This window comes from Pseudomonas sp. CFBP 13602, from assembly GCF_014842725.1.
In the GTDB taxonomy this organism is placed as follows: Bacteria; Pseudomonadota; Gammaproteobacteria; order Pseudomonadales; family Pseudomonadaceae; genus Aquipseudomonas; species Aquipseudomonas baltica.
Genome location: NZ_JACYVT010000002.1, coordinates 695,779 through 708,429, shown reverse-complemented (window position 1 = coordinate 708,429; position 12,651 = coordinate 695,779). Strand labels below are relative to the sequence as shown.

Sequence of the window (12,651 nt, the reverse complement as noted above, 5' to 3'; positions counted from 1 at the left end):
TAAGCGCTGTGAGGCGTTGAGCTAACCCATACTAATTGCCCGTGAGGCTTGACCATATAACACCCAAGCAATTTGTGTCGAACGACCAGATTGCGGTGACTGTGGAGATGACACGAACCGAAAGTTCGCAGCAAGACAACCCACGACTATCACATACCCATTCGCTGGAGTGCCTCGCAAGGGCATCCTGGCTACAGAATTTCTTGACGACCATAGAGCATTGGAACCACCTGATCCCATCCCGAACTCAGCAGTGAAACGATGCATCGCCGATGGTAGTGTGGGGTTTCCCCATGTGAGAGTAGGTCATCGTCAAGATTCAATTCCGAAACCCCTATCTGCGCAAGCAGGTAGGGGTTTTGTCTTTTCCGGCGTGGTATTCACGCCTGGCTGTCGGTAGGCCTCTCCTTAGCGGGGACGATACCCCATGGCATGGGCAATGCCATTCCAGTACTGCTCGGTAAGGGTCATGAAGTCGTAGAAGCCATCTGCTAACGCAGCAAATTCATCGTCGTTGCGGCATTCGAGTGTGGCTGCGTGAATGGCCTGGATCTTGTGGTCCTTTTCGGCATTACCGATATGGACGTAAAAGTACTCGCAGTGTTCGTGGAACTCGTCGTTTGAAGCGTAGAGGTGCTGGTAGTGCCGCACGCCTTCGTACAAACGCGTGAGCATGGAGAACGCCAACCACTCCTGTGCCAACAGGGTACCCAGGATGCGCTGGCAGCCTCGTTCAGCAGGGTGACGGGTATACAGGGTTTGCTGTTCTTCGATGAATTGACGAGTACTGGGCAGGATCAACTCATCACTCAGCTTGGTCACTGGCTTGTAGGCAACGGCCACTCGGCTGAGTAGATCGGTTAGAAAGTTCTCCAGCAAATGGATGTGGGCTTTCTGCGGCTGGCCGTAGCCATACTCTGAGTACAAGTTCTTGGCGATTTCGACGCGTGCGCACAGGTTGTCGGTGTGCAGCAGCGACAACGCGATCATCGTCGGCGTTTGCGAAGTTCTTACCAGATAATTCTTGGCAAACAGGGCCAGTTCGTCAAAGGGCAGGGGTGCTGCCATCCAGCGCTCATAGAATGCATTGTTCAGGGCCCCATGCTGATGCACGGAGGTTGCAAGTTTAGTGATCTCTTCATAATAACCTGACATGCGCAGCTCCTTATTTGTAACCTAGTGCTTCGAAGTTGCCGTTTGGTTTTTGGTATCAGCTTGGCATTGGCAGTAGAATCCACGGGCAAGGGGACTCGCACAACCAACAAAAAATGAATCAGTGATTCACTCGAGGTGTATATGGATATTTCGCAATTGCGCATGCTCACCGCTATCTACAAAGCGGGAAGCATCGTCAAAGCCGCCAAGTCCGTACACTGCGTACCATCGAATGTCACTGCGCGCATGAAGGCTTTGGAAGCCGAAGTTGGATGTTGCCTGTTGAATAGAGGCGACAAGGGCGTGGAACTAAGTGCTGCGGGTAAACACCTGCTTATTCATGCAGAGAAAGTATTGGAGGCTTTTGGCGAGGCACAGTCTTGTTTCAACGACAGTAAAAGATTTGGCGGGACTTTGAAGATAGGGGGTATAGATTCCTTCGTCAGTACGCGGCTTGCGGCCATCGCTGCAGCATTCGAGCGGGACTATCCGCAGGTTATCCTGGAGATCGTTACCGATACCTGGCCAGAACTCGTAGAACACGTTCTGGACGGGAAGCTGGATGTAGCAGTGGTGGCGATGGACACGGCCAACCCGAGACTTATCAGTCGCAGATTACCCGGTGATCGACCGGTGCTGGTTTATCCGCAGACGTGGTTGCAACACGGACCCTTGAATCTGAACAATAGAAAAGTCCTGGCGTGGCCTGAAGGTTGTCCGTTTCACGCTGTTTCGCGGGCTTGGTGCGAGGAGTCATTGCAAGGGGTGGAATGGGTGATATGTGGAAGTTGGGGGGGCATTCTGACGTGCGTCGCGCAAGGCATAGGCATGGCGGTGGTTCCCAGGGGCGTCTACTGCAACCACCGCGCCCTCGAAGGACTGGCCGTCTGTGACGCACTCGAGTTCGATAGCGTGGACAACTTTCTGCTGACCCACAAGCGCACTGATGGGCATCCGGTCAGGGAAGGGTTCGTACAGATGCTGTGCGCATCCGCACATTCGAATTGAATGCACGGACGTCCCGCTGAGCTGCGATCGAGTTATTTACCCAAGGCAGCAGACGTGCCCACAGTCAGCTGGCGAAATCGACCGCTGCGGTTTCCTGCGCCTGGATGCGTACACCGAAGCTTTTGATGCTCGGCAGCGTGGCGGTATGGTGAGCGATGATCTGCGCCGCATCGGCATGCGCCTTGGGCTGGGTGGTATGAGCGTCGCTCACCAATGTGATTTCGTAACCCAAGCCTGCGCCACGACGGACCGTCGTGTCCACGCAGAACTCGGTCGCATAGCCGCACACTACCAGGTGAGAAATATCGGCTTGCTGCAATAGCGGCTGAAGATCGGTCCTGAGGAAAGAGTCGGGCGTGGTCTTGTTGACGTAGTGATCGGTGTCGGCTGTCACAAGCCGATGGTCGACTTTCCAGCTGTCACTGCCGCGCACCAGAAACTCGCCATGGGTAAGTTCGTGCTGAACGAAGATCACCGGAACGTTTTCAGCTCTGGCACATGCCGTCAGTGTGTTGATGCGCGCTATCACTTCAGCGGCGAAGGCGGGAGCTGGGTCTGCCTGGAACAGGCCTTGTTGTACATCGATGACGATTAGCGCTTTCACGGATTTCAAGTCCTTTGAATGAGATGAGAAGCATCGAACCCGGCCCGGCCAATGCACCGGGATGGGTACGAGTCAGCCTAAGCGGTTGTACCTGATGGGTCCATATGCAAATCGTTGACTGTGAAAAACTTCATCCATGCGCAACTTGATCCAAACGGTGCTAGGAACGCCGTAGCTCGATTACCACTTTCCCCTTTGCGCGGCCGCTTTGAACATGGGCGAGGGCATCTGCAGTGGCCTCGAAGGGATAGACCTTCTCGACCACGGGCGTGATGACACCGGCTTCAATGAGTGAAGCTATCTCCCCGAGCTGACCTCCGTCCGCACGCATGAACACGAAATCATAGGACATGCCCCGCTGCCTCACCTGGCTGCGAATGCGCGAACTCAACACGCGCAGGACTTGCGTCAAGGTCCAGCCGAGTCCCTGCCTGGTAGCGAATTCCACGGTCGGTGGGCCTGAGATCGAGATCAGTCGGCCGCCACGCTTCAAGACCTCCACTGACTTGCCCAATACGTCTGGTCCCAAGCTATTGAGCACAATGTCGTAATCGTGCAACTGCTCGACGAAGTGCTGAGTCGTGTAGTCGATCACCTGGTCAGCGCCGAGGGCCTTCACCCACTCGAGATTGGCCGTACTGGTGGTAGCGGCGACATAGGCACCCAGGTGTTTGGCGAGCTGTATCGCCACCGTGCCCACACCGCCGGATCCTGCGTGAATCAGAACCTTCTGGCCGTGTGTGACTTTTGCGGTTTCAACCAGTACTTGCCATGCAGTCAATGCCACCAGGGGCAGCGAGGCCGCCTGGACCATGGTCAGGTTGACGGGTTTGTTGGCCACACAGGTTTGATTGATGGCAATGCGTTCGGCGAACGTGCCGATACGCGTTTGATGGACCCGGGCGAACACATCGTCGCCCGGTTTGAAGCGGGTGACGTTCTTACCCACTTCGAGCACCGTGCCTGCCACATCATTGCCCAGTATCAGCGGCAGGGTGTAGGGCAGGATGAGCCTGAACTCGCCGTTGCGAATCTTGACGTCCAGCGCATTGACGCTCGCCGCGTGTACCTGCACCAGGACATCGTCGGCCGCCAAGGTGGGCTCTGGCATGTCAGCTATCCGGCCGATGACACGTTTGCCGTAACGATCGATGACAAAGGCTTTCATGGGTTATTGCCCGACAGGGGCAGAAGCCAGGTAGCGCTCGGCTGGACTTGCCTGGCGTAGATCCGAAAGCAGAAGGCGACGAGTACCTTCCAACGCCTCCCAACGCTCGGCCACGTGCAGCGGTGGGATGGTCACAAGCTCGCGACGGTCGTAGCCCACCAAGGCGGCGTTTACCAGATCATCCACCTCCATGATTTCCGGCAAGGTTGCAATATCGATTCCGGAGTGCTGCCAGATCTCGGTGCGGGTGGTTGCGGGCAGCACGGCTTGCACGTAGACGCCCTTGGGGCCCAGTTCTGCCTGCAGGCCCTGGGAGAGGAACAATACGAAGGCTTTGGTGGCGCCGTAGACGGTCATTTGCATTTCCGGGGCGAGCCCTACGACCGAGCCGATGTTGACGATGCTGCCAGCGCCCGCTTGAATCAGGCGCGGAGCGATGGCTGCCGCCAAGCGGGTCACTGCGGTGACGTTCAGTGCCAGCAGGCTGTCGAGAGCAGTGATGCGCTGTTGCAAAAAGCCGCCTGACTGGCCTACGCCGGCATTGTTGATCAAGACGCCGATGCTGGCATCTTCGGTTAAGCGTCGTTCTACTTGCGCAAGGTCTTCAGTGCGGGTGAGGTCAGCCTGGATGACATCGACGTTCACACCGCTTTCTTCGCGTAACTGTGCAGCCAGGACGTCCAGGCGTTCGCGATTGCGCGCTACCAGTACCAGCGCGTGGCCACGACTGGCGAAGCGTCGTGCGTAGGTAGCGCCGATGCCGCTGGAGGCGCCGGTGATCAGTACTGTAGGGAGATTACTCATGGGGATTCATTCCTGGGAGAGACGCGCGGCAAGGATGGGCAGTGGCGGTTTTATGATGATGATCGAAATCTAAACGGTCAAGCGTTTTGATGTTGATCAACATCAATGTATGCTTGTCCCTGGTTCTATTTCACAGGCACTGGCATGAAAGTCTCCAAGGCACAGGCGCAGGCCAACCGTGCGCACATCGTTGAAACCGCCTCCACCTTGTTTCAGGAACGGGGTTACGACGGCGTGAGCGTGGCTGATCTGATGGCAGCCGCTGGCTTTACCCACGGTGGTTTCTACAAGCATTTTCGCTCCAAGGCAGACCTCATGAGCGAGGCGGCGGCGTGTGGTTTCGCGCAGATGGAAGCCAGTACCGGTGAGGCGGAACGTGCAACGCTGATCGAGCGCTACCTGTCGCGCGAGCACCGCGACGCACCCGGTGATGGCTGCACCCTTGCCGCATTGTCGGCCGATGCCGCACGGCAGCCCGAAGAGATCAAAGCGGTATTCGCGCAGGGAATGGAACGGCTGTTGGCCAAAGCGACGCCCGTTGACCCCGATGCAGACAAGCTCACGCAGCAGAGCGCGCGGGCCGAACGAATCAACGCACTGGCGCATCTGGTCGGCGCATTGATGCTTTCCAGAGCCTGTCCGGATGACTCCGCGCTGGCTGACGAGATCCTGGAAACCTGCCGGGCACAGGCGTTGGCGCGGGTGGAGGGTTGAGGAAACTGCCTTAACGTTGCGTCTCATGTTCCGTATGAGGAACGTGCTGCGAAGCGCCGTGCTACGCGTATGCCCGATAGCAATTCGAATCTACTTACGTGAGTGTTCACCATGACTTACCCAAACCCCACCACACTGTTCGTAGGCTGGGACGTAGGCGGGTGGAATTGCGATCGAAACCCGGCGAGCCGCGATGCCTTGGTCGTGTTGGACGCTGAGCGCCGACTCGTGGGCAAGCCGTGGCGGGGTAATCTGCGGCGGACGATCAACCAAGCAAGTTCGACCGAGCAATTCGTTGATGGGCTGTTGAGACTGTGTGAAATAGACCCGGCACTTCACCAGGCGCCACGCGTGCTCATGGGTATCGACACTCCGCTCGGCTTCTCCAGGCCTTTCATAGACCTCATTACCCGCGGCATCGCCGTGCCCACCGTTGGCGAATCATCCAGCAATCCCTACCTGCACCGCCGCACCGAGCATTTCCTGTTCGAACGCGGGCTTTATCCGCTGTCGCCGATCAAGGACATGATCGGAAGCCAGGCGACCAAGGGCATGCATGTGCTGGGGCGATTCGCACCCATTCGTGAAGCCTGTGGCGTATGGACGGACGGGCAGATGCTGCGAGCGATCGAAGCCTATCCCTCGGCATGCAAACGCTCGGCGTGTATCGAGGCCTTGCGAGTGCCTTTCCATGTCGAGAAGGCGAGTGTGCCGCGAAGTTTCGTGCCGGGGTTCGAACATGTCGATGCACAGGATGCGCTGACCTGCGCGCTGCTGGCGTGGGCGTTCGAGCACAGGCCGCAGTGGCTGGCTCAACCGATGGCGGATATCGATCCGGTGGAGGGGTGGATATTCGTGCCGGAGGATGGGTTGCGGGCGTAGGCGATACCGAATCAGGGGTACGGGTCCGTCCGATAACACCGGCAGGCATCTTTACCTATCGGGCCAATAGGCTCTTCCAATTTAGCCGCGCTGGTGGCTGCCGTTACCCTCGAGGTTTCTTCATAACATAAGAAGCGTGAGGGATTCACTATGAAAATCAGAACCTTATCAGGGTATGCGGTCACGGCGTTGGCCATCGGCATATTTTCGTCATCCGCTTTTGCCGACACCTTGACCCGCGACAACGGTGCCGCCGTTGGTGATAATCAGAATTCACAGACGGCCGGACCCAACGGGCCGGCGCTGCTTCAAGACGTTCAGCTGTTACAAAAACTGCAGCGCTTCGACCGCGAACGCATTCCGGAGCGCGTAGTGCATGCCCGTGGCACCGGCGTACATGGCGAGTTCGTCGCGTCCAGCAACATCAGTGAGTTGACCAAGGCCAAGGTGTTCACGCCAGGAACCCACACACCGGTGTTCGTGCGCTTCTCGTCGGTCGTCCACGGCAACCACTCGCCGGAAACGCTACGCGACCCACGTGGTTTCGCGACCAAGTTCTATACGGCGGACGGCAACTGGGATCTGGTCGGCAATAACTTCCCGACCTTCTTCATTCGTGACGCGATCAAGTTTCCCGACATGGTGCACGCGTTCAAACCCGATCCGCGCACCAACGTCGACGACGACTCCCGTCGTTTCGATTTCTTCTCCCACGTGCCGGAAGCGACGCGTACCCTCACTCTGCTGTATTCCAATGAGGGCACGCCTGCGGGTTATCGCTTCATGGACGGCAATGGCGTGCACGCCTACAAGTTCGTCAACGACACGGGCGAAGTGCACTACGTGAAGTTTCACTGGAAGAGCCTGCAAGGTCTGAAGAATCTGGACCCGGAACAGGTCGTGCAAACCCAGGGCAAAGACTACGCGCACATGACTCATGACCTGGTCACCGCAATCAACAAGGGCGATTTCCCTAAGTGGGACTTGTACATTCAGGTACTCAAGCCTGAAGACCTGGCCAAGTTCGCCTTCGACCCGCTAGACGCGACCAAGATCTGGCCAGATGTGCCGGAGCAGAAGATCGGGCAGATGGTGCTGAACAAGAACGTCGACAACTTCTTCCAGGAAACCGAGCAGGTTGCCATGGCACCGTCCAACGTGGTGCCGGGTATCGAACCGTCGGAAGACCGTCTGCTGCAAGGCCGTGTGTTCTCGTACGCCGATACCCAGATGTACCGCCTGGGCGCCAACGGCATGAGCCTGCCGATCAACCGTCCTCGCGTGGCCGTCAACAACGGTAACCAGGATGGCGCCTTGAACAGCGGTCATACCACCGGTGGGGTGAACTACGAGCCGAGCCGCCTTGCGCCGCGCCCAAGTGACGACAGTGCGCGTTATAGCCAAACGGCTTTGAGCGGTACTACCCAACAGGCGAAGATTCAGCGCGAGCAGAATTTCAAGCAAGCGGGCGACTTGTACCGTTCCTATTCGCCCAAGGAGCAGCAGGACCTGATCAACAGCTTCGGCGGTTCTCTGGCTGACACCGATACCGAGAGCAAGAACATCATGCTGTCGTATCTGTACAAGGCCGATCCGGCCTATGGCACAGGCGTAACCAAAGTTGCCAACGGCGACTTGGAGAAGGTCAAGCAGTTGGCCGCCAAGCTGCAGGACTGATGCATCCGATCACCGGCCGTGCAACAACGGTCGGTGATCTTCAGGAGCAAAACCTAATGCGCTATTTCATTCCCTGGATCTGCTCGGCGATGATGGTTGCAACGGTCGCCTTGGCCGATGACACACCGCCTGCCGATACCCGGCAGCAACTTCGAGAACTGTACTTCGACGCCGCACGCACGGGCAGTACCGACCGTTTGGGCGCGTTCATCGACGCTCATTATGATCTGGACACCCGCGATGAAAGCGGCTACACCGCATTGATTCTGGCGGCTTATCACGGCCATAAAGATGCCGTGGAACAGTTGCTCGCAGCGGGCGCCAACCCGTGTAGCCAGGACAAGCGCGGCAACACTGCGTTGATGGGGGCGATCTTCAAAGGCGAAGTCAGTATCGCCCATCGGCTACTCGGCGCAGACTGTGCGCCGGATGAGCGTAATAACTCAGGGCAGACGGCGGCGATGTATGCGGCGCTGTTTCAGCGCAAGGATATTCTCGAGGCGTTGGCAGCGAAGGGCGCGGATTTGGATGCGCGGGATGATAGAGGGAATGACGCGCGATCGTTGGGGGATGGGCGGTTTAGTTCGGCGCCAATACGCTGAGCTGTAGCGCTGGAGTAAGTTGGGTATGTCATTAGCCCAGCGTACTGCCTCTCAAGCAAACTCATGCACCACCTCAATCAATGCCCGCAGCCCACCCGGCACATGTCGATGCCCTGGGTAATACAAAAACAACCCCGGCACCCGTGGGCTCCAATCCTCCAGCACCTGCACCAGCTGCCCATCCCGCAGATACCGCCCCGCCGTATGCTCGGGCAAATACGCAATCCCCAGCCCGCGTGCTGCTGCGTCCGCCATGATCTCCAAATTATCCAACGTAAGATTGCCCGACACCTCCAGAGTCATCGGCTGCCCATGCTGCTCGAACTCCCAGCGATATGGCGTGCCGCTGGGCATACGAATGCAGATGCACTGATGCTCGCGCAGATCATCCGGCGTGACCGGCGCTGTGTGCCGAGCCAGATAGCCCGGCGATGCTACGGTCATGAAACAGGTATCCGGCGCCAGCCGCACCGCAATCATGTCCTGCGGCACCGACTCGCCAAGGCGAATGCCGGCATCGAAACCCTCGGCGACGATATCGATCAGCCGGCCATCGGTCCTCAGATCGATCGCCATGTTCGGGTAACGCTCCAGAAACGCTGGCACCACGCGCTCCATCAGCACCCTGGCCGCCGGCGCGCTAGCACTGATAAACAGCACACCACTGGGCGAATCACGGAACTCGTTGAGCTCCTCCAGCGCCAGCGCGAAGCCGCGCATCAACGGCGTGATACGTGCCACCAGCCGCTCACCCACCGCCGTAGGCGCGACACTGCGCGTGGTGCGGTTAAGCAGCCGTACGCCCAGATTCCCCTCCAGCGTGCGCATCATGTGGCTCAAGGTCGACGCCGACAGCCCCAACTCACTCGCCGCCTTGCGAAAGCTGCGATGGGACACGATCAACGCCAAAGCGTTGAGCTCGGCCAGAGACGGTGACGGTTTATTCATGGGGATATTTCACCAGTGCGTCCGGGATTTACCGGATAGTAACAGCAGTGCGCGAAGGCTAGGGTGGACGTTCTGATAGCCAACACGAGAGGGCACGAACATGAGCACCACATGGCTGATAACCGGCAGTTCATCAGGCATAGGCCGCGCGCTGGTCGAGCAGTTGCTCGCACGCGGTGATCGAGTGGCGGCCACCTTGCGCCGCACCGAAGTGTTGAGCGAACTGCAAGCTCAATACGGCGAGCAACTATGGCTGGGGGCACTGGACGTTAACGACCCTGCCGCCATTCGCCATGTAGTCCAGCAAGCGTTCAACGACCTCGGCCATATCGACGTAGTAGTCAGCAGCGCTGGCTACGCCCTGTTCGGCGCCGCCGAAGAAGTCAGCGACGAACAGATCGAACAGCAACTGCAAACCAACCTGATCGGCTCCATCCAACTGATCCGCGCCTGCCTGCCACACCTGCGGGAGCAGGGCGGTGGACGGATCCTGCAAGTGTCATCCGAGGGCGGGCAGTTGGCGTATCCGAACTTCAGCCTGTACCACGCGAGCAAATGGGGCATCGAAGGCTTCGTCGAAGCCGTCGCCCAGGAAGTCGCGCCATTCGGTATCCAGCTCACTCTGGTCGAGCCAGGCCCGACCCGCACCAACTTCGGCGCTGCACTGGTCAGCCCATCGCCGATGGCCGTTTATGAGCAGACTCCAGCCGGGGACGTCCGCCGAGCGGTAGCCAGTGGTGCTTTTGCGCTGAAAGGCGACCCCGAGAAAATGGCGCGCGAGATGATCCTCGTAGCCGCCTCAACCCCAGCGCCTAAACGCCTGTTGCTCGGCAGCGACGCCTACGACCGTGTTCACAGCGCCCTCACCGAACGGCTAACCACCTTGGAACAACAACAAACTCAAGCTCGCAGCACCGAACTCGACAGCTAACACACAAGGCTGCATGACGCTGGGTGGTACGCATGAATGGGTGCCATTTCCGAGGCGATGCGCCCATGTCATGTCGTTATTTTTGCGTTTCAGCGACACGTTATGAGGTCATGTTGCTGGCGGCGACATGTGCCCGGAACGTGTCGCTGAAAACCGATTGCAGCGACATGACCATAGCGCCATGCGAGGGCTCCGTCGCAGGGCAGAGTTGGATAACCGCTGCGGGCACGCCTGCGGGCTTCACATGAACAGCCACGCTGAAGCCTTTCGCCAACCAGCCTGTACGGGCGGCTTAGCTCTGCCCCCATCAATCTCATCACTCTCCAACACCACCGGCAAATCCCGCATCCGCATCCAACTATCGCTCTGCCAATGCAACACACTCAGCCGCAACCCCGACCACTGCATTACGCTCAAACTCGGCACCGAATCACTCACTGGCAGCACCGCATCACGAGTCGCCGCTATCACCTCATGGGTGAGCCAGCGCCAGAGGCTTCGGTTTTCCGGGATGCAATGCTGGGCGAGCAGAGCGTAAGCACCGGATTCGCTGATCATCAAGGTTTCGAGGTGTTTACCGTATTGCAGGAGCGAAAGGGTGTGGTATTGGTCGGGGTCGAGTTTGCGTACGGCGTGAGCGTCGAGGAAGCGACCCTGAGACGACTGAGATCGGGGGCGTGGAACCAGGCTTGGGATTCGAGCCATAGGGTGTGGAGGGGGCGGTTGTGGCGGGTGAAAAGAGTGGGGGTGTAATGAATAGGCATTTCCTTTACCTCTGCGTGATTGCAGCTTCTTAGGGCTGGGTGTCGGGAGCTAAGAAACCCCACACAGAGGCCCGGACATATTCCCCTTTCAGGTCTTGTGTTAGCCCACTCCCGACATAACAGAGATTTTCTGGAGGCGAAGTGTAACCGTAGGCTCCAGAAGCCGCATCTGTCGGGGGCGGTAGACCGCTGTGTGATTGCGTTTCTTAGGCGCGATGGCAGGGTAGGGTGGCTGGTGGAATGAGGCAATGGAGAGGTGCGTAGGACTTTTCTGAAACTTGCTGCCCCGGTGTTTTTGAGTGGCGCATCTGCGCCTGCTGGAGCTGATTGCGGCCATAGATAGAGCATAGTTTTGGCGTTTAAGGCGGAACTTGGAGCTTGGCTGGCTTCTAGATAAAAATAAATCTGTCCCCTCTCATCGCATGGCATAATCGTTAGTCATATGGGCATTAGGAGAAATATATGTCTGATTCAGGAAATATCAAAAGCACAATTGATGCAGTCACAGGCCTAATCAAAGAAATCCTATTTATCAAGACTTGCTGCAGCCCTCGGCTCGAGAGATCGGGAAAGGTTTACACATTGTAGCTAAGACAGTGAATATCGCATTAGCACCTCTTAGCAGTTTAGTTTGGGGTTATGATAAATTCAGTGAATTTGTGACGACAAAAGTAGCGGAAAAGCTTAAGGGTACACCAGTTGAAAAAATAATGCCGCCTAAGCTTAATGTGGCAGGGCCCGCATTGGATGCCCTTCGATACATTGGTCATGAAGAGGCACTTAGTGATTTATATGCCAATCTTTTAGCCACAGCCATGGATAAAGCAACAGCGGAATCTTCTCATCCTGCATTCGTTGAGATAATTCGCCAGATGACGGTTGACGAAGCGAAAATAATGAAATTGTTTTTAGATAGAAATGCTTTTCCAATAATAACTGTTCGGGCAGAAGTCAAAGAAAGCAATGCGGGATACGACCAGGCATTACTAATAAATTTCCTTGGTGAAGATGCGCAGTGCGAACTACCTAGCATGAGCCCCTACTACATAGACAATTTGCGACGTCTGGGGCTTGTAGAGATTCTGCCTGTATATGGTCTACACGACTCTGATGGATATAGCAGGTTGGAAAGTGGCAAAGAAACCCAAAAAATACTTCTTGGCATTTCAGAAACAGCCCAATATGAAGCTAGAATAATTCGCGGTGGTGTTAAAATCTCTCCGTTGGGCGGCTTGTTTCTAGATGCCTGTATTAAACTAAAGCCTAGCTGTCTGACACCCAGGATTATGTAGACATATCGAGTTGCCGATTACTACCGATTCGCAATCGGCAGCTTTAGGCCAGAAGCAGTCAGACATGACGGGCCCTACAAATCACAACTAGGGTGGAGTGGG

General features: G+C 57.1%; 13 protein-coding genes and 1 rRNA gene. 8 read left to right on the top strand and 6 right to left on the bottom strand.

The annotated features are described in order from the left end of the window. Nucleotides 1–202 precede the first annotated feature (202 nt). Nucleotides 203–318, top strand: a 5S ribosomal RNA gene (gene rrf, locus IFU31_RS06390). A gap of 90 nt (nt 319–408) precedes the next feature. Here the strand turns inward: rrf and IFU31_RS06385 are convergent. After that, complete coding sequence (locus IFU31_RS06385; protein WP_192102546.1) at nt 409–1,155, bottom strand: iron-containing redox enzyme family protein; 747 nt, start codon at nt 1,153–1,155, stop codon at nt 409–411. Between the two features lie 141 nt (nt 1,156–1,296). Here IFU31_RS06385 and IFU31_RS06380 point away from each other — a divergent pair, with 141 nt between their 5' ends. Further along, the gene (locus tag IFU31_RS06380) at nt 1,297–2,163 is read left to right on the top strand and encodes a LysR family transcriptional regulator (RefSeq protein ID WP_192102545.1); all 867 of its coding nucleotides are present in this window, start codon (nt 1,297–1,299) and stop codon (nt 2,161–2,163) included. 64 nt (nt 2,164–2,227) lie between these two features. On the opposite strand, the gene IFU31_RS06375 is transcribed toward IFU31_RS06380, so the two are convergent. The 3 genes from IFU31_RS06375 to IFU31_RS06365 all read right to left on the bottom strand — a co-directional run bounded on the left by IFU31_RS06375 (nt 2,228) and on the right by IFU31_RS06365 (nt 4,739). After that, nucleotides 2,228–2,767 carry a cysteine hydrolase family protein gene (locus IFU31_RS06375; protein WP_342214303.1) on the bottom strand — a complete coding sequence of 180 codons (540 nt, stop codon included), beginning with the start codon at nt 2,765–2,767 and terminating at the stop codon, nt 2,228–2,230. A gap of 160 nt (nt 2,768–2,927) precedes the next feature. Then, nucleotides 2,928–3,935 carry an NADP-dependent oxidoreductase gene (locus IFU31_RS06370; protein ID WP_192102543.1) on the bottom strand — a complete coding sequence of 336 codons (1,008 nt, stop codon included), beginning with the start codon at nt 3,933–3,935 and terminating at the stop codon, nt 2,928–2,930. Between the two features lie 3 nt (nt 3,936–3,938). Then, on the bottom strand, nt 3,939–4,739 hold the full coding sequence (locus tag IFU31_RS06365; RefSeq protein WP_192102542.1) for an SDR family NAD(P)-dependent oxidoreductase: 801 nt from the start codon (nt 4,737–4,739) through the stop codon (nt 3,939–3,941). Nucleotides 4,740–4,883: 144 nt separating this feature from the next. Between IFU31_RS06365 and IFU31_RS06360 the strand changes: the two genes are divergently transcribed. The 4 genes from IFU31_RS06360 to IFU31_RS06345 all read left to right on the top strand — a co-directional run bounded on the left by IFU31_RS06360 (nt 4,884) and on the right by IFU31_RS06345 (nt 8,614). Next, a complete protein-coding gene (locus tag IFU31_RS06360; RefSeq protein ID WP_192102541.1) occupies nt 4,884–5,453 on the top strand; it encodes a TetR family transcriptional regulator in 570 nt (189 codons plus the stop codon). Nucleotides 5,454–5,564: 111 nt separating this feature from the next. Next, entirely contained in the window at nt 5,565–6,335 is a 771-nt protein-coding gene (locus IFU31_RS06355; protein ID WP_192102540.1) for a hypothetical protein, read from the top strand. A gap of 150 nt (nt 6,336–6,485) precedes the next feature. Further along, nucleotides 6,486–8,012, top strand: a complete 1,527-nt coding sequence (gene katB / locus IFU31_RS06350) for a catalase KatB (protein ID WP_192102539.1) — start codon at nt 6,486–6,488, stop codon at nt 8,010–8,012. Between the two features lie 56 nt (nt 8,013–8,068). Continuing rightward, entirely contained in the window at nt 8,069–8,614 is a 546-nt protein-coding gene (locus IFU31_RS06345) for an ankyrin repeat domain-containing protein (protein ID WP_192102557.1), read from the top strand. A gap of 51 nt (nt 8,615–8,665) precedes the next feature. Here the strand turns inward: IFU31_RS06345 and IFU31_RS06340 are convergent, their stop codons facing one another. Beyond that, complete coding sequence (locus tag IFU31_RS06340) at nt 8,666–9,562, bottom strand: LysR family transcriptional regulator (protein WP_192102538.1); 897 nt, start codon at nt 9,560–9,562, stop codon at nt 8,666–8,668. 100 nt (nt 9,563–9,662) lie between these two features. On the opposite strand from IFU31_RS06340, the gene IFU31_RS06335 reads away from it, so the two are divergent. Continuing rightward, nucleotides 9,663–10,493: an SDR family oxidoreductase gene (locus tag IFU31_RS06335; protein ID WP_192102537.1), complete on the top strand. Its 831-nt coding sequence runs from the start codon at nt 9,663–9,665 to the stop codon at nt 10,491–10,493. A 240-nt stretch (nt 10,494–10,733) separates the two neighbouring features. Here the strand turns inward: IFU31_RS06335 and IFU31_RS06330 are convergent, their stop codons facing one another. Then, nucleotides 10,734–11,051, bottom strand: a complete 318-nt coding sequence (locus tag IFU31_RS06330; protein ID WP_192102536.1) for a hypothetical protein — start codon at nt 11,049–11,051, stop codon at nt 10,734–10,736. Nucleotides 11,052–11,853: 802 nt separating this feature from the next. Here IFU31_RS06330 and IFU31_RS06325 point away from each other — a divergent pair. After that, nucleotides 11,854–12,549 (top strand): Abi-alpha family protein, encoded by a 696-nt coding sequence (locus IFU31_RS06325; RefSeq protein WP_192102535.1) that lies wholly within the window; start codon nt 11,854–11,856, stop codon nt 12,547–12,549. Nucleotides 12,550–12,651 lie beyond the last annotated feature (102 nt).